This is a genomic window from Cellulosimicrobium protaetiae (assembly GCF_009708005.2).
GTDB classification, from domain to species: domain Bacteria; phylum Actinomycetota; class Actinomycetes; order Actinomycetales; family Cellulomonadaceae; genus Cellulosimicrobium; species Cellulosimicrobium protaetiae.
In genome coordinates, this window is record NZ_CP052757.1 from 1,808,501 (window position 1) to 1,828,203 (window position 19,703).

13 protein-coding genes are annotated in these 19,703 nt (G+C 71.6%); 10 read left to right on the top strand and 3 right to left on the bottom strand.

What is annotated here, in order from left to right; all coding sequences use genetic code 11:
- Positions 1–39: 39 nt before the first annotated feature.
- The 9 genes from FIC82_RS07670 (at position 40) to FIC82_RS07710 (ending at position 12,166) form a co-directional block, all read left to right on the top strand.
- Entirely contained in the window at positions 40–2,127 is a 2,088-nt protein-coding gene (locus tag FIC82_RS07670; RefSeq protein WP_253691590.1) for an acyltransferase family protein, read from the top strand.
- A 120-nt stretch (positions 2,128–2,247) separates the two neighbouring features.
- The gene (locus FIC82_RS07675; RefSeq protein ID WP_154798153.1) at positions 2,248–3,558 is read left to right on the top strand and encodes a nucleotide sugar dehydrogenase; all 1,311 of its coding nucleotides are present in this window, start codon (positions 2,248–2,250) and stop codon (positions 3,556–3,558) included.
- Positions 3,559–3,608: 50 nt separating this feature from the next.
- Positions 3,609–4,559: a glycosyltransferase gene (locus FIC82_RS07680; protein ID WP_154798154.1), complete on the top strand. Its 951-nt coding sequence runs from the start codon at positions 3,609–3,611 to the stop codon at positions 4,557–4,559.
- Positions 4,556–5,386 carry a glycosyltransferase gene (locus FIC82_RS07685; RefSeq protein WP_168731607.1) on the top strand — a complete coding sequence of 277 codons (831 nt, stop codon included), beginning with the start codon at positions 4,556–4,558 and terminating at the stop codon, positions 5,384–5,386. Before FIC82_RS07680 ends, FIC82_RS07685 begins: the two co-directional genes overlap by 4 nt.
- Positions 5,387–5,390: 4 nt before the next feature.
- Positions 5,391–7,406, top strand: a complete 2,016-nt coding sequence (locus FIC82_RS07690; protein WP_154798155.1) for a DUF6541 family protein — start codon at positions 5,391–5,393, stop codon at positions 7,404–7,406.
- Positions 7,407–7,527: 121 nt separating this feature from the next.
- Entirely contained in the window at positions 7,528–8,715 is a 1,188-nt protein-coding gene (gene glf, locus FIC82_RS07695; RefSeq protein ID WP_168731608.1) for a UDP-galactopyranose mutase, read from the top strand.
- Positions 8,716–8,831: 116 nt separating this feature from the next.
- Positions 8,832–10,571 (top strand): glycosyltransferase, encoded by a 1,740-nt coding sequence (locus FIC82_RS07700; RefSeq protein WP_154798156.1) that lies wholly within the window; start codon positions 8,832–8,834, stop codon positions 10,569–10,571.
- 3 nt (positions 10,572–10,574) lie between these two features.
- Positions 10,575–11,447, top strand: coding sequence for an ABC transporter permease (locus tag FIC82_RS07705; RefSeq protein ID WP_168731609.1), 873 nt, complete (start codon positions 10,575–10,577; stop codon positions 11,445–11,447).
- A complete protein-coding gene (locus FIC82_RS07710; protein ID WP_154798157.1) occupies positions 11,447–12,166 on the top strand; it encodes an ABC transporter ATP-binding protein in 720 nt (239 codons plus the stop codon). Before FIC82_RS07705 ends, FIC82_RS07710 begins: the two co-directional genes overlap by 1 nt.
- Before the next feature lie 127 nt (positions 12,167–12,293).
- On the opposite strand, the gene FIC82_RS07715 is transcribed toward FIC82_RS07710, so the two are convergent.
- Together FIC82_RS07715 and FIC82_RS07720 are read right to left on the bottom strand one after the other, a co-directional pair.
- Positions 12,294–14,159: a glycosyltransferase gene (locus FIC82_RS07715; protein WP_154798158.1), complete on the bottom strand. Its 1,866-nt coding sequence runs from the start codon at positions 14,157–14,159 to the stop codon at positions 12,294–12,296.
- A gap of 124 nt (positions 14,160–14,283) precedes the next feature.
- Positions 14,284–16,494 (bottom strand): hypothetical protein, encoded by a 2,211-nt coding sequence (locus tag FIC82_RS07720; RefSeq protein ID WP_154798159.1) that lies wholly within the window; start codon positions 16,492–16,494, stop codon positions 14,284–14,286.
- Positions 16,495–16,664: 170 nt separating this feature from the next.
- On the opposite strand from FIC82_RS07720, the gene FIC82_RS07725 reads away from it, so the two are divergent.
- Positions 16,665–17,645, top strand: a complete 981-nt coding sequence (locus tag FIC82_RS07725) for a glycosyltransferase family 2 protein (protein WP_154798160.1) — start codon at positions 16,665–16,667, stop codon at positions 17,643–17,645.
- Here FIC82_RS07725 and FIC82_RS07730 read toward each other — a convergent pair.
- On the bottom strand, positions 17,627–19,663 hold the full coding sequence (locus FIC82_RS07730) for a SpoIID/LytB domain-containing protein (RefSeq protein WP_168731610.1): 2,037 nt from the start codon (positions 19,661–19,663) through the stop codon (positions 17,627–17,629). The genes FIC82_RS07725 and FIC82_RS07730 overlap by 19 nt on opposite strands.
- Positions 19,664–19,703 lie beyond the last annotated feature (40 nt).

A 19,703-nucleotide genomic window follows, 5' to 3' on the forward strand; every position in this document is an offset into this window, starting at 1 on the left:
CTCGCCGATCCCTTCCGCTCGTAGAGAGGCCCAGCGCCCGTGCCCTCGCCCACCCGCCACGCGCGATCCCGCGGCGTCGCCGTCGCGGTTCCTGGTGCTCCGGGCGGTCCGACCTCGGCGGCGCTGCCAGACCGCTTCCGCCTCGACGTCCAAGGGCTCCGGGCCGTGGCGGTCGGTGCGGTCGTGCTCTACCACGCAGGTGTGCCCTGGCTCCCCGGTGGCTATGTCGGTGTCGACGTCTTCTTCGTCATCTCGGGGTTCTTGATCACCGGTCACCTGCTCCGATCCCTCGAGACCGACGGGAGGGTCAGGTTCGCCGAGTTCTACGCCCGTCGCGCTCGCCGGATCCTGCCTGCCTCGTTCGTGGTCCTCCTGGCCACCCTCGTCGTGGCCGCCCTCACGCTGGGACCGGTGCGGGTCCGGGAGGCAGCCGTCGACGCCGTCGCCACGGCCGCCTACGTGCCCAACCTGCTCTTCGCCCACCAGGGGACGCAGTACCTCAACGAGACGGACCCGCCGTCGCTCTTCCAGCACTACTGGTCCCTGGGGGTCGAGGAGCAGTTCTACCTGCTGTGGCCGCTGCTGCTCGTGGGCTTCTTCGCGGTCCGCCGGTCGCACCGGGTCCTGACCGTGCTGGTCGGCGCGGTCGTCGTGGTGTCCTTCGTGGCGTGCCTCGTCCTCACGGTTCGGGCTCAGCCGTGGGCGTTCTTCGGCCTTCCCACACGAGCCTGGGAGCTCGCCGCCGGGGGTCTGGTCGCGGCGATGATCGGTCGAGGAGCCGCCCTGCGTCGCACGCTCGCGGTCCCGCTGGGATGGGCGGGGCTCGCGGCGGTCGTCGCCTCCGTGCTCCTGCTCGACGCGTCGACGCCGTTCCCCGGCCCGTGGGCAGCTCTTCCCGTGGCGGGGACGGCATCGGTGATCCTTGCCGGGGCGAGCGCCGGGGCGAGCGGCCCGTCCGCCGTGCTCGCGCGCGCACCCATGGTCTGGGTCGGGGGGATCTCCTACTCGCTCTACCTGGTCCACTGGCCCGCGATGACGCTGCCCCAGGCCATCCTCGGTCGGACCGAGCCGGTACCGGTGCCGTGGCAGCTGCTCGTGGCCGTCGCGTGCGTGCCGCTCGCGTGGCTCTCCTACCGGTTCGTCGAGACCCCGTTCCGCACGGCGCCGCGACTGCGGTCCGCCCGACCGCGGCGGGTCGGGCTCGCCGTGCTCGCCGCGACGACCGTCGTCGTCGCGTCCGCGGGACTGGCGGTCTGGGGTGCGGAACGAGCGCCGCAGTCGTCGACGACCGTCGTCACCGCGACGGATCTGCGCCGCTCGCCCGCTGGGACACCGGTCGTCCCCGCGAACCTCGAGCCGTCGCTCGCCGAGGCAGCGGACGACCTCCCGGTCGTCTACGACGACGGCTGCCAGCTCGACGTGTCCGGTCAGGAGCCTCCCTCGTCGTGCGTCTACGGCGCCGACGCGACCGCGCCGCGCGTCGTGCTGTTCGGCGACTCCCATGCGAGCCAGCTCGTACCCGCGCTCAGCACGCTCGCGGACGCAGGGTCGATCCGCCTCGACGTCGTGACCAAGAGCGGCTGCCCGGCGACCGACCTCGAGGTGGTCACGGGCAGGGGGCAGCCCTACCCGACGTGCTCGCCGTGGCGTGCGGCCGTGCTCGACCGGCTGCGGGCCGACCCACCCGCGGTCGTGGTCCTCGCCGACTACGCCGGTGAGTCGGGCGACGCGGAGGGCGCGCGGTTCAGCGCGGACGAGTGGGGCGCCGCGCTCGGTCGCACGCTGGAGATGCTGCCGGCGACGACCCCGGTGCTCGTCGTAGGGGACACCCCGACGCCGGGTACGGCGCCGAGCGCGTGCCTCTCCGACCACGTCGAGGACGCGGCGAGGTGTGACCTGGGCGGCGAGGCGCGCAACGTCGAGGTGCAGGAAGGGCAGCGGGCCGCGGCGCAGGACGCGGGGGCACGTTTCGTCACCCTCGACGAGTACCTGTGCAACGCGCGTGCCTGTCCTGCGATCATCGACAACACCCTCGTCTACCGGGATGGCACACATCTCACGGCCACGATGTCGGCCCGACTGGGCGAGGTGCTCGGGCCGGAGGTCCTCGCGCTGCTGCCGAGGTGACGTGCCGTTCGCGTATCCTGCACGGTGGTCCGACCGCTCGACGCTCAACGACACCGTCGTGGTCCCCCGATCCGGGGACTGCCGCCGGACCGACCACCCGCTCGCCGGAAGGAACACTCGATGCGCATCGCCGTCGTCGCCCTGGGGAAGATCGGCCTTCCCCTGGCCGTCCAGTTCGCGTCCAAGGGACACGAGGTGGTCGGTGTCGACGTCAACGCCGGAACGGTCGCCGCCGTCAACGAGGGCAGGGAGCCCTTCCCGGGCGAGGCGCAGCTCGCGGAGAAGCTGGCCGACCTCGTCCCCGCCGGCAAGCTGCGCGCCACCACCGACTACGCCGAGGCCGTCCCGGGCGCCGACGCCGTCGTGCTGGTGGTCCCGCTGTTCGTCGACGAGGAGACGGCCCAACCCGACTTCGGCTGGATGGACGCCGCGACGAGGTCGATGTCCGAGCACCTCGACGCCGGCACGCTCGTCTCGTACGAGACGACGCTGCCGGTCGGCACGACGCGCAACCGCTGGAAGCCGATGATCGAGGAGATCTCCGGTCTGGTGGAGGGCGAGGACTTCCACCTGGTCTTCTCGCCCGAGCGTGTCCTGACGGGTCGGGTGTTCGCCGACCTGCGCCGCTACCCGAAGCTCGTCGGAGGGCTGTCGCCCGAGGGCTCGGCTCGAGCCCGCGAGTTCTACGAGGCGGTCCTCGACTTCGACGAGCGTCCGGACCTGCCCCGACCGAACGGCGTCTGGGACCTCGGCACGGCCGAGGCCTCCGAGCTCGCGAAGCTCGCCGAGACCACCTACCGCGACGTGAACATCGGTCTCGCGAACCAGTTCGCGCTGTTCGCGGACTCGCAGGGCATCGACGTCCACGCGGTCATCGAGGCGTGCAACTCCCAGCCGTACAGCCACATCCACCGTCCGGGGATCGCCGTCGGCGGGCACTGCATCCCGGTCTATCCCCGGCTCTACCTGTCGGTCGACCCGGCGGCGTCGATCGTCCGCGAGGCGCGCGCCGTGAACGCCGCGATGCCGGAGCGCGTGGTCGAGCGAACGGCAGGTCTGCTCGGATCGTTGGACGGCTTGCGCACCGTCGTGCTGGGAGCCTCCTACCGGGGCGGAGTCAAGGAGACGGCGTTCTCGGGCGTCTTCGCGACGGTCGAGGCGCTCGCTTCCCGCGGTGCCGTCGTGACGGTGCACGACCCCCTCTACTCCGACGACGAGCTGCGGGGTCTCGGCCTCGCTCCGCACACGCTGGGGGCCGAGGTGGACGTGGCCGTGGTCCAGACGGACCACTCCGTCTACCGGACCGTCGGACCGGACGACCTGCCCGGAGTCCGCCTCCTGGTCGACGGTCGGGGGATCACGGACGCGGCGCTGTGGACGGGGACGCCGCGGGTCGTCCTCGGCCGTGGCGACACCGTCCCGGCGACCTGACGACCCCGCGAGACCACGCCGACGCCCGTCCTACCCCGAGGAACCCCGCCATGCGTATCACCGCGGTCGTCGTCGCCTACGACCGACGCGACCTGCTCGTCGAGGCGCTCGACGCCCTCTCCGCGCAGACTCGTCCGCTCGACGAGGTCGTCGTGATCGACAACGCCTCGCACGACGACTCGGCCGCCGTCGCGGCCGCGCACCCGATCGGGGCGGACGTCCTGACGCTCGCCCGCAACACCGGCGGGGCGGGCGGCTTCGCGGCCGGGGTCGCGCACGCCGTCGCGCGCGGGGCCGACCTCGTCTGGCTCATGGACGACGACACGATCCCCACCCCGTCGGCGCTGGCCGAGCTCCTCGTCGCGCGTGACGCCTACCCGGGTCCGGTCGCACTTCTCGGGAGCCGCGTCGTCTGGCACGACGGTCGCGACCACCCGATGAACACCCCGCGGCGCAGACCGGGGGCTTCGGCGGAGCAGATCGCCCGTGCCCGCGAGGTCGGGGCGCTCCCGGTGCGGTCCTCGTCGTTCGTCTCGATGCTCGTGGACTCCCGGGCGATCCGGCACCACGGCCTGCCGGTCGCCGACTACTTCATCTGGAACGACGACTTCGAGTACTCGGCCCGCCTGCTGCGGCGGGGGACGGGCCTGCACGTCCCGGCGTCCGTCGTCGAGCACCGGACCAAGACGTTCGGTGCGACCGACGCCGACCCGGGCGCGCGCTTCTACTACGAGGTGCGCAACAAGCTGTGGATGCTCGTGTGGTCCCGCGCGCTCTCTCCCGCGGAGCGCGTCCTGTACCTCGGCGCGTCGCTCCGCCGCTGGGCGCGGACGTTCCTCCGGTCGTCGGACCGTGGCACGCTCCGCGGAGCCGGCGCCCGGGGCCTGCGCGACGGCCTCACGAGCCGGCCCCGCTCGAGCGCGACGGTCCTCACCGGCCTCGGGTCGGTGTCCGAGGACGTCGCCGTCGTCGACGGGTCGGCACGGGGGAGGACGGCGTGACGGGAGCGCCCGCGACCTTCTCGCTCCTCCTGCCCGTCTACCACGGTGACGACGCCGCCCACCTGCGCCGCGCCTTCCGGTCGGCGACGCTCGACCAGGTCCTGCCGCCCGACGAGGTCGTGCTGGTCCAGGACGGCCCGGTCGGACCCGCGCTCGGCGCGGTGGTCGACGAGATCGAGTCGGGCCCCGTCCCGACGACCGTCGTCCGGCTGCCGCGGAACGTCGGTCTGGCGCTCGCGCTCCAGGCAGGGCTCGCGGCCTGCAGCCACGAGATCGTCGCCCGCACCGACGCCGACGACGTCTGTCTGCCGGACCGGTTCGCGCGGCAGGTCCCCCTGGTCGCGGGAGGCTACGACATCGTGGGCTCCGCGATCCAGGAGTTCGTCTCGGAGGACGAGCCCGGAATCGTCCGCGTCCCCCCGCTCACCACGGAGCAGATCACGGAGGGGGCGCGGTTCCACTCCCCGTTCAACCACCCCACGGTGGTGTTCCGCCGGTCCGCCGTCTCACGGGCCGGGGGATACCAGGACCTTCCGTTGCTGGAGGACTACTGGCTCTTCACCCGCATGCTGGCCGGTGGCGCGCGTGGGCTGAACCTGCGCGAGCCGCTACTGCTCTACCGGGTCGGCGCCGGCGCGTACGCGCGCCGCGGAGGGGTGCGGCTCCTGCGGTCCGAGATCGAGCTCCAGCGGCGCATGCGCCGCATCGGCTTCACCACGACGGCGCAGTGGGCGCGCAACGTGGTCGTCCGCGGCGGCTACCGCCTGGTGCCCGAGAAGATCCGGGTGCTCCTGTACCGCGGGCTCCTGACCGACAGGGCACGGTGACCGGATGAGCCCGGACTGGTTCGCCACCTGGCCGGTCGCGGTCGCCGCGCTGGCGGTCCTCGTCCTGCCCGGCGTGCTGCCCGCCTACGCCCTGCGGCTGCGCGGTGCCGTCGCGTGGTGCGCCGCCCCCCTGCTCTCCGCGGCCGTGATCGGGTTGTCCGCGATCGTCGGCGGTGCGACGGGGATCACCTGGAGCGTCTGGGTCGTGGTGGGAGGGTCGGTCGTCGCCGGCGCTCTCGCCTGGCCGCTCGCGCGGGGCGCGCGTCGCGCCGGTCCGCGTCTGCTCGTCGGACCGCGGACCGTGGTCCCGGGCGCCGTGATCGCCCTGACGACCGTCCTCGCGGTGCTCGCCCAGCTGCGGCGGATGCTCGGGGCGGTCGGGGGACCGGAGCGCGTCGCGCAGACCTACGACACGCCCTACCACCTCAACAGCGTCCGGATGATCCTCGAGAACGGGGACGCGTCCTCGCTCCACATGACGCTGACCGTCCCCGAGCGGGCGACGGTGTTCTACCCCGCGGCGTGGCACGGCGCGACGTCGCTCGTCGTCCAGCTCAGCGGGGGCAGCGTCCCCGCGGCGGCGAACTGGGTCACGCTCGTCGCGTGCGCCGTCGTCTGGCCTGCAGGGATGCTGCTTCTCGCCCGTGCGCTGCTCGGGCCTCGTGCGCTGTTCCTCGCCCTCGCGGCTCCGCTGGCCTTCGCGCTCACGCAGTTCCCCAACAGGCTGTTCTCGTTCGGTCTCCTGTACCCCAACGTGTACTCGTACGCGCTTCTGCCCGCTGCGCTCGGGCTCGTCGTCGTGGGCGCGCTCCTCACGCACGGTCGGGGCAGGATCCCCGCGCTCGCCGGGGCGGCGGTCGGGGCCCTCGGGATCGGGCTCGCGCAACCCAACGGCACGTTCGCCCTGCTGTACGTCTCCGCCCCCGTCCTGGTGCTCGCCCTCGCCCGGGCGACAGCACGGTCGCGCCGACGTGGCCGCCCGTGGTGGAAGGCGCTGCTCCCGTGGCCGGTGGCCGCAGCGGCGGTCGCGTGCGTCTTCGGGCTGGTCGTGACGCTCCCGCTGCTCTCCGGTTTCGTCGGCAAGGCCAACTGGGCGGTGACGAACACGCCCGTGGGCGCGCTCCGCGAGGCGGCCACGCTCACGGCGATGCACCCGTCGATCACGCCGAACTTCCCGGCCTCGGAGAACTTCGCCGGGGGTGTGCCGAACTGGCCGGTCGCGGTCCTCGTCGTGGTCGGCGCGATCCTCGCTCTCGTCGTCCGGCGCTGGCGCTGGCTCCCGTTCTCCTACGCGATCCTCGTCGGCCTGTGGCTCCTCGTCCGTGGCCTCGACGTCCCTCTCCGCGGCGCGCTCACGGGCTTCTGGTACGCCGACCCGCAGCGCATCGCGGCCCTTCTCCCCCTGGTGGCCGTCCCCCTCGCCGTGATCGGGCTGGCTGCGCCGGTAGGCCTGCTCCTCCGGCAGCTCCTCTCCGGGCGCTCGTCGAGGGCACGGCGGGCGGCGCCGCTCGTCGTCGCGGTCCTGCTCGCGCTGGCGGTCGTGCTCGTGCTGCCGCGCTCGGAGCACTTCCGGTCGTCGTTCGGCTACGTCGCGCACGCCTACCGCGCCGACCCCGACTCGATCGGTTCGGACGGGCTGCTGGACGCCAACGAGAGCGAGTTCATGGACGAGGTCGAGTCGGTCGTCCCTCCCGGTGTGGCGATCGCAGGCGACCCGTGGGACGGCAGCGCGCTCGCCTGGGCGATCGCCGACCGGCCGGTCATCTACCCGCACATGGGCATCGTCAAGGACCCCGCCCGCGCCCTCATCGCGTCGTCCCTGGTCGACGCGAACACCGACCCCGCGGTGTGCGAGGCCGTGCACGAGCTGAACGTCGGCTACGTGCTCGACATGGGTCAGCGCCTCAACGGCGAGGTCACCGTCGGCTACCCCGGGCTCCTCGGTCTCGAGGAGGCGGGAGTCGCCCGCGTGGTCGCGCAGGAGGGGCCGGCGCGGCTCCTCGAGATCACCGCCTGCTGAGGTGTCGCCGTCCCTCCCGTGAAGGTCTTGTGCCGACCCCGACGGTCCGCCTTCGCTGGTCGGAGCGGTCCGGGCCAGAGGCTAGGCTGGGGCGGTTGCCGTTCGAGAACGAGGAGTATGTGTGGACGCGGATCTTGTCGTCGTGGGTTCGGGCTTCTTCGGCCTGACCGTCGCTGAGCGGATCGCGGAGGAGTACGGCCGCAAGGTGCTCGTCATCGACCGCCGCCCGCACATCGGGGGGAACGCCTACAGCGAGGCCGAGCAGTCGACCGGGATCGAGGTCCACCGCTACGGCGCGCACCTGTTCCACACCTCCAACGAGCGTGTCTGGGAGTACGTGAACCGCTTCACCGCGTTCACGAGCTACGTCCACCGCGTCTACACGACGCACCGGGGCGAGGTCTTCCCGATGCCGATCAACCTCGGCACGATCAATCAGTTCTTCCGCTCCGCGCACGGCCCGGACGCTGCGCGCGAGCTGGTCAAGGAGCTCTCCGCGGAGCTCGGCGGCAAGAAGCCCGAGAACCTCGACGAGCAGGGTGTCTCGCTCATCGGCCGCCCGCTCTACGAGGCGTTCATCCGCGAGTACACCGCGAAGCAGTGGCAGACCGATCCTCGTGAGCTGCCGGCCTCGATCATCTCGCGACTGCCCGTGCGGTACACGTACGACAACCGCTACTTCAACGACACCCACGAGGGTCTGCCCGTCGACGGCTACACGGCCTGGATCGAGCGCATGGCGGACCACAAGAACATCGAGGTGCGCCTCGACGTCGACTTCTTCGACGAGTCGCAGCCCGTGAACAAGAGCAACGTGGTCGGCAACGTCCCCGTCGTCTACACCGGCCCGGTGGACCGCTACTTCGACTATGCCGAGGGCGACCTCTCGTGGCGCACGCTCGACTTCGAGGAGGAGGTGCTCCCGGTCGGCGACTTCCAGGGCACCCCCGTCATGAACTACGCGGACGCCGACGTGCCGTACACGCGGATCCACGAGTTCCGTCACTTCCACCCCGAGCGGGAGTACCCGACGGACAAGACCGTCATCATGCGGGAGTTCTCCCGGTTCGCGGAGAAGTCCGACGAGCCGTACTACCCCGTCAACACGACGGCTGACCGGCAACGCCTCCTCGCCTACCGCGACCTCGCCGCGAACGAGAAGGACGTCCTCTTCGGCGGTCGGCTCGGGACCTACAAGTACCTCGACATGCACATGGCCATCGGAGCCGCGCTGTCGATGGTCGACAACAAGCTCGCGCCGCACTTCGGGGCCGGAGCAGGGATCGAGAGCGGGGGCGTCGACGCGTGACCCTCGACGCCGCACCCGTGCGGCGTCATGACGGCGAGAGCTCGTGGCCTGTCGTGCAAGAGCTCGCGCTCCATGACGACCACGTCCTTGGAACGAGTCTCCACGCGCTGGGGGACGTGACAGCCGTCGCCGACGGGTGGGAGGTCGCCCCGGGGGGGAGGGCCTCGTTCCTCACCTACTTCAACGCCTTCCCGGCCTCGTACTGGAGCAGGTGGACGCCGCACACGCAGGTTCGCCTCGAGGTGGACCTCTCGTCGGACGACGCACGAGTCCAGGTGTGCGCGAGCGACGCCCACGGGGAGCGGCGCCGGGTGGGGGAGCCGCTGTCCCCGGTCGGAGGCACAGTCGTCCGCGAGCTCCGGCTCGTCGGGCTGGGTGACGGGGGCTGGTACTGGTTCGACGTCACGAACACCGGTGGAGAACCGCTCAGGGTCCACGCCGCGCGGTGGCGGGTTCCGCCCGCTGCCCGGCCGACCCCCCCGGTCTCGCTCGCGATCACGACGTTCGACCGCGTGGAGGACTGCCTGCGTGTCCTCGGCCAGATCGGGCGCGACCGCAGGCTCGCCGAGAGGTTGCGGCGCGTCGTCGTCGTCGACCAGGGCACCCGGTCGATCACCGACAGCCCTCGCTTCCCTGACGTCGCACGCGAGCTCGGGAATCTCCTGCGCGTCGTGCGGCAGACGAACCTGGGAGGGTCCGGCGGATTCGCCCGCGGTCTCACGGAGTCGCTCAACGACGGCGCCGAGCGAGTGGTCCTCCTCGACGACGACGTCGCGCTCCCGGCGGGCACCCTCTCTCGCATGATCGCGCTCTCGGACCATGCGGAGGGGCCGCTCCTGGTGGGTGGTCAGATGCTCGACATGTCGCACCCGACGGTCCTGCACGCCTTCACGGAGACGGTCGACCGCCGCACGGTCATGCCCGCCCTCGACGAGGGTGGGGTACGCCGTCACGACTTCGGCGAGCAGACGCTGGCGGCGACGTCCTGGATGCACCGTCGTGGCCGTGCCGAGTACAACGGGTGGTGGGCGTGCCTGATCCCACGGGAGGCGGTCGACCGCGTCGGGCTCCCGCTGCCGTTCTTCATCAAGTGGGACGACACCGAGATGGCGCTCCGGGCCGGTGGTGCGGGCATCCCGACCGTCACGCTTCCCGGCGCGGGGATCTGGCACGTCGCCTGGGGTGAGAAGGACGATCTCGTCGGCTGGCAGGCGTACTTCTACGAGCGCAACCGCCTGGTCACCGCGCTGCTCCACTACGGGCGGAGCACGTGGCGGTCCGCGCTCCTGTACTCCTTGGCGGTCGACGTCAAGCACGCCGTCGCGATGCAGTACTCGGCCCTCGACCTCAGGGTGGCTGCGGCGGAGGCGGTCCTTGCCGGTCCTCGGGACCTCGCCGCGTCGCTCCCGACGGCGCTGAGCGAGGTACGTGCCCGCGCACGCGCCTACGACGACGCGCGGTACGACCTGCCGGCACGACCCCCGGGGACGGCCGCCCCTCGCGTCGGCTCGACCGTGACGAGCTCGGCGGGAGCGCTCCGGGCGCTGCTCCGAGGGAGGCTGCGGCTCCCGCGTGCCTCTGCAGGGGCGCGGACGGTGTACCTTACGCATGCGCAGGCGACCTGGCGGGTGCTCGCGACGATGGACGAGGCCATCGTCGAGAACGCCGACGGCACAGCGGCCGCACGGCTCCGACGGGACGTGCGGACCCGTCGCGAGCTGCTCGGCCGCTCCCTGCGCGCCCGGGGCAGGCTCCTGCGGCGTCATGGCGCACTGAGCCGGGCCTACCGGTCGGGGCTGGCACGACTCGCCGGCACCGACTCCTGGAACGACATCTTCGAGAACGCGAAGGACTGAGACGTGGCGACCGTCGGCAGCGCCGGCATCGAACCGACCGAACCCGGCATCGGGCACGGGTTGCTCGATGTGGCCAAGAACCGCTTCCTCCTGCACCTGCTGGTGAAGAAGGAGCTGCGCGTCCGCTATCAGGCGTCGATGCTCGGCATCCTCTGGTCCTACGTGAAGCCGGCGGTCCAGTTCGTCGTCTTCTACCTGGCCCTGGGCGTGTTCCTGGAGCTCAACAAGGGCACCGAGGACTACGCCGTCTATCTCTTCTCCGGCGTCGTGGTGATCAACCTCTTCGGCGAGGCTTTCGGCAACGCGACCCGCTCGATCGTGGGCAACGGTGCGCTGGTGCGCAAGATCTACCTGCCCCGGCAGCTCTTCCCGCTCGCCTCGCTCCAGGTCGCCTTCGTGCACTTCTTGCCCCAGCTGCTCGTGCTCGTGGTCGGCACTCTCGTCGCGGGCTGGAGACCCAACCTCGCCCAGCTTGCCGGGGGTCTCCTCGCGATCTTCATCGTCTGCACGCTCGCCTTCGGTCTCGGGCTCCTCTTCGGCGCCGTCAACGTGATGTTCCGGGACGCCGAGAACTTCGTGGACCTCATCATCATGGTCGCCACCTGGCTGTCCCCGGTGCTCTACACCTGGGACCGGGTGGCGAACGCCCTCTCCGACGTCCCGTGGCTCTTCACGATCTACCAGCTGAACCCCCTGACGGCGGCGGTCGAGCTGTTCCACTGGTGCTTCTGGTACCCCGCCACGTCGGGCACCTCCGAGCTCCCGCCGAACATGCTCGCGTTCGGGTTCGCCGGACTCGCCATCTCGTTGTTGATCCTCGCCTTCGGAGACTTCGTGTTCCGTCGGCTCGAGGGCCGATTCGCACAGGAGCTCTGATGACGACCAGCATCGAGATCGCCGGGGTCGGCAAGGACTTCCGCCTGAACCACAGCCGATCGCTCAAGGACATGGTGGTGTCCAAGGTCCGCAAGAGGGACCGCCATGAGACCTTCCAGGCGCTGGACGACGTCTCCGTCCAGGTCCAGCAGGGGGAGAGCGTCGCCCTGCTGGGGCTCAACGGCTCCGGGAAGTCGACCCTCCTGAAGCTCATCTCCGGCGTCATGCGGCCCGACCGCGGGTCCATCCGGGTCCGCGGGCGTCTCGCCGGCCTCATCGAGGTCGGGGCGGGCTTCCACCCCGACCTCACCGGCCGGGAGAACGTCTTCCTCAACGGTGCGATCCTCGGCATGGACGAGGCGACGATCCGTCGCCGGTTCGACGACATCGTCGCGTTCTCGGAGATCGAGAAGTTCATCGACACCGAGGTGAAGTTCTACTCCTCGGGCATGTTCCTCCGGCTCGCCTTCTCGGTGTGCGTCTACACGGAGCCCGAGGTGTTCCTCGTCGACGAGATCCTCGCCGTGGGCGACGAGCCCTTCCAGCAGAAGTGCCTCGCGCGCATCCGCGAGATCCAGGACGAGGGCCGCACGCTCGTCATCGTGAGCCACGACCTCGACATGGTGCAGAAGATCTGCGAGCGCGGTGTCGTGCTCGAGCGCGGCCACGTCGTGTACGACGGCGAGTCCGCCGGCGCGGTGCAGCAGCTCCGGCGCTGACCGCCCTGCCCAGGGCGTGGTCGAGCCCGATGGCGCGACGACCGTCGGCATCCTCCGGACATCAGAAGGCCCCGGTGCCCACCTCCTCTCGGAGGCAGGCACCGGGGCCTTCCTGGGTGAACCGCTCTCAGTCGCCGGAGGCGTAGAGACGCTCCCAGCTCTCGCGGCTCGTGAGCCGCGGCAGCGCGTCGCGCCACGCGTCGCGCGCAGCGGCCCCCTGGCGGCGGAGGCGCCACAGCGCCGCGCTCGCGTCGCGCGAGAGCTGCCGGACGGCCTTCGGGTCGTAGGTGCGGACACGGAACGCGTCCTGCGAGGCGTCGGTGACGACGACCTGGCGGAACAGCGCCGTGTGCCACCACTGGGAGTCCCCGGCGGTGATGTTCGCAGCGCCACGCGTGTGCCCGAGGGCCTGGGAGGCGAGCCGCTTCGCCAGCACGAGCGACGGGAGGCTCGGCGTCCCCTCGAGCTTGACCGTCGGTACGGCGTCGAGCCCGGCGTCGGCCAGGTCCTCGGGCGTCCGACGGATCGTGTCGGGGTACTCCTTGCGGAGGGCGAGCACGTCCTTGAGCGCCTGCTCGCCACCGTCCGCGAGCACCGACGGACCGGCGAGGAAGTCGTCGATGGCCTTGATGAGCGTCGCGGTCATCCCGTACTGGTGCCCGGCGATGTACCGCGCGAACTGCTTCCCGAGCGTCTTGGTGACGTCAGCCGGCACGGCGTCCGAGTGCAGCGCCGCGGTGATCAGCGAGTTGCGGTGGGAGAAGTACCGGGACCAGTCGTCCCAGTCCTTGAGCGAGAAGTCGGCGTGCCACACGCCGGCACCAGGGAGGGTCGTCGTGGGGATCCCGTGCTGTCGCGCGCGCACCCCGTACTCGATGTCGTCCCACTGGAAGAACATCGGCAGCGGGAAGCCGATCTCCCGCACGACCTCCGCGGGGATCAGGCACGACCACCAGGCGTTGTAGCCCGCATCCATCCACTTGCGCGGAAGGCGCTGGAGCAGGTTGACGTCGTGCGACTTCTCGTCGACGGGAAGCCCGGCCCGGAGGGCGTGGAGGTTGACGGTCTCGGCGTTCGTGTGGAGCCGCGTGGGCTGGTACAGGTAGAGCATCTGGCCGCCGACGATCATCGGCCGGATCGCGTGGTTCGCGAAGGCCGTCATCCGCAGGACCGTCTCCGGCTCGAGGACGATGTCGTCGTCCATGAAGAGGACGTTCGCGTGCTCCTCGGACTTCTTGCCGGTGATCTCGAAGAGGCCGCGGGTGAACCCGCCGGCGCCTCCGAGGTTGCGCTGCTCGATGACCTGCAGACGGTCGCCGAAGCGCGAGCGGACGTCGCCGAACCCCGGCTGGTCCGTGACACGGGACGTGCCCTGGTCCACGACGTACACGGTCTCGACGACCTCGAGCACCTCGGGGTCGCGGGAGAGCGAGTCGAGCGTCGCCAGGCAGTCCGCGGGGCGGTTGTACGTGCAGATGACCACGGAGGTCGGGCGGTCCTGAGCGGGCGACCCGGCGACCACCCGGACGTCGGCGAGGGTGAGCGAGTCGTCGCCTGCCTGCGCCTCGAGCCAGAGGTAGCCCCCGTCGAGGTACTTGTCGAGCGCGACGTCGAAGACGACGTCGGTCGGCGTGTCGAACGCGACCTCGCGCACCTCCACCGGTCGCGAGGTCGGGGCCGTGCCGTTGGCCACGACCGAGACGAGCCCGCGACCCGTGACGGTCAGGGAGATCCGCAACGAGCGCGCGGTCGTCCAGCGCTGGAGGTAGGCCGCCGGGATGCGGCCGAAGTACGTCTCCGTGGTCAGGCGCGCGTGCGGGGGCAGAGTGGCGCTCGTCCTCGACAGCTCGGCGTCGCCGTGCGCGGTCTTGACGTACAGGCCCACGGCCGCGTCGGTCGCGGGACCGAAGTGGACCCGCTGGATCGTGTTCCCCTGCGCCTCCTGCGGCGAGCCTGCGGACGGGTTCGACGTCGTGGCAGAAGGTGATGTCATCGGCGGTCTCCGGGTCTTCTCTTCGTGGTCGTGTGGCGTCGCGCGATCCAGGGCGTCGGCCACCGGGACGGAACGGGCTGTCGGAGACCCGCGCCGGGTCGATCGGCGCAGGGACTCGTCGTGTTCAGGATGCGACGACCTCGCTCGAGGCTAGCGCCGACGCGTCGTCGCCCGCACCTCCGCGGCGCTTGCGACGCCGGTCCCGGGTCGCGATCACGACGGTCTGGGCGGCGACGACGAGCGCGCCGAGACCGACGAGCGCCCACCCGCTCCGGACGCCGGGGACGGCGAACTCCAGCACGACCTCGGACGTCCCTGCGGGTACGTCCACCGTCAGGAGCCCGGCATCGGTCGTCCCGACCTCGACCTCCCGTCCGTCGACGGTGGCCGTGTAACCGGGCCAGGAGAGACGGGCGAACGTGAGCGTCCCTTCGCCCTCGACCGTCACGAGCTCGGTGTAGTCCGTGGCCTCCGAGGTGACGACGCGCAGCCCCTCCGAGACACCGGAGACGCGCCCCGGCAGCTCGAGGGCTTCGGTCCTGGTCCAGACCTCGCGGACGTCGTCCGACTCGGCGACGGCCCAGCCCGCGGGGGGACCGTCGTCGATCGCGTCCTCGAAGGCCGTGCGCTGCAGCACGAGCGTCTCGAGGCGGAGCGCGTCGGCGAGGTCGCCCGCGGTGCCCGCGACGGGCTCCCACAGCCGGTCGTAGGACTCCTCGCACACGTTGCCCTTGTAGTCCATGCAGAGCGCGTCGCTGAAGGCCTTGAACCCGATGCCCGTGTAGCGCACGACGCTCTCGTGATCCGTGACGACGTGGAGGTTGCCGAACATGATGCGCGCCGACTCGACCGCGTCCTTGCCCGCAGACCCCTGCTGGGCGAGCTGGAGGTAGGTGCCCTCGTAGGACTCGGCGGCCTCGCGGATCGTCGAGACCGAGGTCGGGGGATAGATCGCGTTGTCGATGGCTCCGGGGAACACCGACGTCTGGAAGAACGTCACGACGAGGGTCCCCGCGACGAGGGTCGAGGCGAAGACGCGGTCCCCGTACCGGCGGTAGCTCCACACGGCGGCCGTGATCAGCCCGGCGACCATGACGAGGCTGAGCATGTGGCGGAACGCCTGGTTCGGGGTGACCGAGAAGGCGATGTAGGTGCCGAAGACGATGACGGCGCCGGTGAGGATGGCGCGCAGGCGGACGTGCTCCCGCGCCAGCCCCGCCGTCAGCGCGACCGCGAGGATGCCCAGGAGACCGAGGTAGGTGTACTCGATCACGCGGATCGGCCACCGGAAGAGCCAGAAGTTCGACGGTCCGAGCGTCATCGCGCCGTAGATCGCCGTGAACACCACGATGCTGAGCGATCCCCTGAGGCGGCTCGCGAGCGTCCGCCACCGGAGCCACGGGAGCAGCGGGAGGAAGAACCAGGCGAGGTAGACCGAGGGCAGCGACTCGAGGAGCGCCCCGCCCCAGTTGGTCACCGACGGCAGGTAGGAGGGGGTGCTGGCGCCCGAGAGGTCTCCCAGGTCGGGGACCATGAAGGTGTCGTTGCTGATCATCGCGAGCTCTTGACGCAGGGTCACCTCCTGCGTGCCGAGGAGCGGGCCGAAGACCAGCCAGGCGCACAGGCCCACGGCGGCGCCCGTGACCACGAGGTGGACCAGCTCGCGGACCTTGCGACCCACACCGAGCTCGACCGCGAGGGCGGCCAGCACGATGATGAGGCCGAGCGCCGCGTAGGGGTTCCCCGAGGTCATGGCCAGGAACCCGAAGACGAAGGTGGGCCACGGGGCGCCGCCACGGCTCGCCTGCCGGTGGGCGGCCCACCAGAAGAAGGTCACCCAGACGAGGGCGGTGAGCCCGGCCGGCCAACCGGCTGCCTCGTAGAAGAGCGTGAAGCCCGTGACGGGCATCGCGGTGGCCATCGCGAACGCGGGCCACGCGCCGGCCCCGTACGACCGGAAGAGCAGGTAGGCGGCCACGGCGAGCAGCGCGAGGAGCTGGATCATCACGAACGCCGCCGCGTGCGAGAGGTCGTCGAAGAACGAGACCACCACGTAGTCGACCAACGAGACGGGGTTCCACTGGTTGTACGCGGCCTCGGCGGCGTAGTTGCCGCCCATCCAGCCGGAGGGCTCCATCTGGGGCCACGTCCCGTTGCGCAGCTGGCTGCCGAAGTGGTGCCAGAGCGGGACGAAGGACTCAGGTGCGTCGCCGACGTAGTAGAAGAGCGTGCCGCGCCACGCGGCGACGAGGCCGAGCAGGACGGTCACCACGGGCGTCAGGACGGCCGGCAGCCACCGAGACCGTCCGGTCTCGGTGGAGGTCGAAGAACGCATGGACGAGTGATTCCCCCAAGATCGGCGGGTCCGGCGGCAGGGTGACCTGCGGCTGTACGGGCGCTCGATGGTATCGCGCGTCGTCGCACGGGCGTGAACGCGGCAGGACGGCGGCTAGCATGGCACGGTTCGGGCGGTACCAGGCCGCCTCGCGCCGGGAGAGGAAGAGGATGGCAGACCGCCGACCGCGGCTCAGTTTGATCGTGCCGGCCTACAACGAGCAGGAGAGCGCGGGCGAGATCGTCGGCTTCTACCGCGAGATCGCACGGGCGCACGCCTCGCTTGAGGTCGAGCTCGTCCTCGTGGACGACGGGTCGGACGACGGGACCGCCGAGGCCGTGCGCGCGCACCTCACGGACCAGGACCCCGCGGTCGTCGTCTCGCTCTCGCGCAACTTCGGCTCGCACGCCGCGATCACGGCGGGGCTCTCCGCGTGCACGGGCGACGCCGCGCTCACGCTGAGCGCCGACAGGCAGGAGCCCCTGTCGGCCGTCGCCGACTTCGTGGCGGAGTGGCAGGACGGCGCCGACGTGGTGTGGGGGCTGCGTTCCGTGCGCGCGACGCGCAAGGGAGCGTCGGAGACGTTCGCCACGACCTTCTCGCGCGTGTTCAACAAGGCGTCGACGGTCCCGACGTACCCGCAGGAGGGCCCGTCGCAGATCCTCGTCACGCGGCAGGTCATCGACGTGCTGGAGGCGATGCCGGAGAACAACCGCAACGTCCTGGCGATGGTGGCGTGGTCGGGGTTCGAGCAGCGTCGGATCTTCTTCGAGCAGCTGCCGCGCCCGCACGGCGTGAGCAAGTGGACGTCCTCGAAGAAGATCAAGCTCGTCGTCGACTCGTTCGTCGAGTTCTCCTCCGCCCCCGTGCGGTGGGTCACTCTCGCCGGCGTCGGCCTGGGCGCGCTCGGCGCGCTGCTCCTCCTGGCGGCCCTGGTCCTCGCCCTGGTCCCGGGCACGAGCGGTACGGTCGCGCTCGTCTGCGGCCTCGTCCTGCTGGTCGGGGGGCTCAACCTCTTCGCCCTGGGTGTCGTCGGCGAGTACGTCTGGCGCGCCGGCGACGACGCTCGGCGGCGGCCCGTCTACATCGCGAGAGGGACGTGGCGCACCGGCTCGTCGGCCGCGCCGTCCCCCTACGAAACCGACGTGTGAAGGTTCCAGCCGGTCCCGACGGCGGTCCCGGGGGAGACGGCCCCGCCCGGTCCGACCGGGTAGCGCACGAGCGTGCCGCCCGCGCCCCCGGGGGCGCGGGCGTAGACCGCTGAACCCGCGGAACCGCTGGCGCCGACGAGCATGTCGAAGGGAGCCCACCCGCGGTTGACGACGGTCGCGCCGACGACGGTCCCGTCACGCCGCAGCGGGTACAGCACGAGCGCGCCGTCGTTGCGTCGTCGGCCGAGGAGGTCCGGGACTCCGTCCGAGGTCACGTCTCCGATCCCGAGGACGGCGTCGAGCGTGTGCCAGCCGGCGTCGACGGTGCGGGGCGGCTGGAGCGCTCCTCCGCCAGCACCTGCGTAGAACTGCAGGTTCCCGGTCGCCGCGTTGCGTCCGTAGACGTCCGGGACGCCGTCGCCGGTGACGTCGCCCGGCAGGACGATCTGGTCGACGGTGTGCCAGCCGGTGCCGACCGCGCGACGCGAGCGGGCGACGCCCGTGCGGTCGAGCTCGTAGAGCCACAGCACGCCGGTCGCGGCCTCCCGCGCGTACAGGTCGGGGACGCCGTCCCGGTCCACGTCGCCGGGGGAGCCGATCCAGTCGTGCATGCCCCACCCCGTGCCGACGACGCGCGGTGCCGAGAAGCTCCCGTCGGCACGCCCGGCGTAGAACGAGAGCGTGCCGCGCGACCCGTCGCGTCCGAAGGCGTCCGGGATCCCGTCGCCCGTGACGTCGCGCATGACCCCGCCGGCGGTCTGGGTGGGCCGTGCCGTGCTCCACCAGGTGGAGCGCAGCCCGGTCGCCGTGCGGAACGCGTCGCCGCTCACGGTCACGCTCCCGGCCGAGCCCTCGACGCGCAGGAGCGAGATGCGCCCGCCCCACTCGCCGCGCCCGTCCCGCCCCAGCACCGTGAGGCGCTGCGGCCGGCCCACCGCGGGGTACGCCGCAGCGACCCGGGAGGCGGCGACGGACTGCGTCCAGCGGTGGACCCCGTTCGGCACCAGGCCGTCGTAGGGATCGGGCTTCGCGACGAGATAGGGCTGGCTGCCCGCCGCGCTCCAGCCGCCGTTCGAGGAGCTGAACTGCGTGAACGCGTAGGAGAAGGCTCCGCCGGTGACGAGCACCTGGTTCGCCGTCGCGGTGACCGCCGTCGTCGTGGGCGTCGCCTCGTACGACCTGACCAGCCGACCGTCGAGAGCGTAGAGCGCGACCCCGGGGTAGACCTGGCACGCGGTGGTGTCGCACGTGTGGGTCGGCCCGGTGGCGAAGTGCCGTTGGTGCGAGGCGTAGGTGCGTGCCGCGACGGCCTGCGCGCGCAGCGCGGCGGGCGGCCACGACGACGGCATCTCGGCGGGCAGGACCGACGGCACGTACTGCTCCATGCGGACCGCGTTGAACGTGAGGACGCCTGAGGTCCCCGAGGTCAGGAGACCGAGACCGCCCCGGTACTCGCGGCGCTGGAAGTCGGGCTGGACGAGCCGGAGCCGGCCGGTCGACGAGAGGAAGGTGGCCGACGAACCCGGGACGACGCTGTAGCGACGCCACACCGGCGCGCTCGTGTCGACGAAGTCGAGGAGGAGAGAGGTCGGGCCGCGGAAGAGCCGCCAGCTCAGGATCCGGTTCCCCGTCGACGTGGTGGGCAACGGCAACGTCCCGCCCTGCCAGCGCAGGGCGAGCCCGGGGGCCGTGTCGACGGCGAGCTCGTTCGATCGTCCCGTCGTGAGCCGGACGGTGATGTCGGTGTCGGGCTGACCGGTGATCGAGGTGCCGGGGTAGTAGAAGGCGAGGATCTGGTTGGTCGTCAGCCCGGCCACCGCTGCACCGTGCGCACCCCACTGGGACAGTCCTCTGCCGTGCCCGTACCCGTGCCCGACGAAGGTGAAGGTCCCCTCGGGCTCCACGGGGTAGGACTCCTCGGCCTGGGCCGGTGCGGGCAGGAAGACGAGCGAGGCGACGAGCACGAGGCCGAGCGCCGCCCCCCTGCGCCCCCCGCGCCGTGGGTACGAGCTCCGCATGTGCTTCTCCCGTCCGTGGCCGGTGCCACCCCCGGCGTTG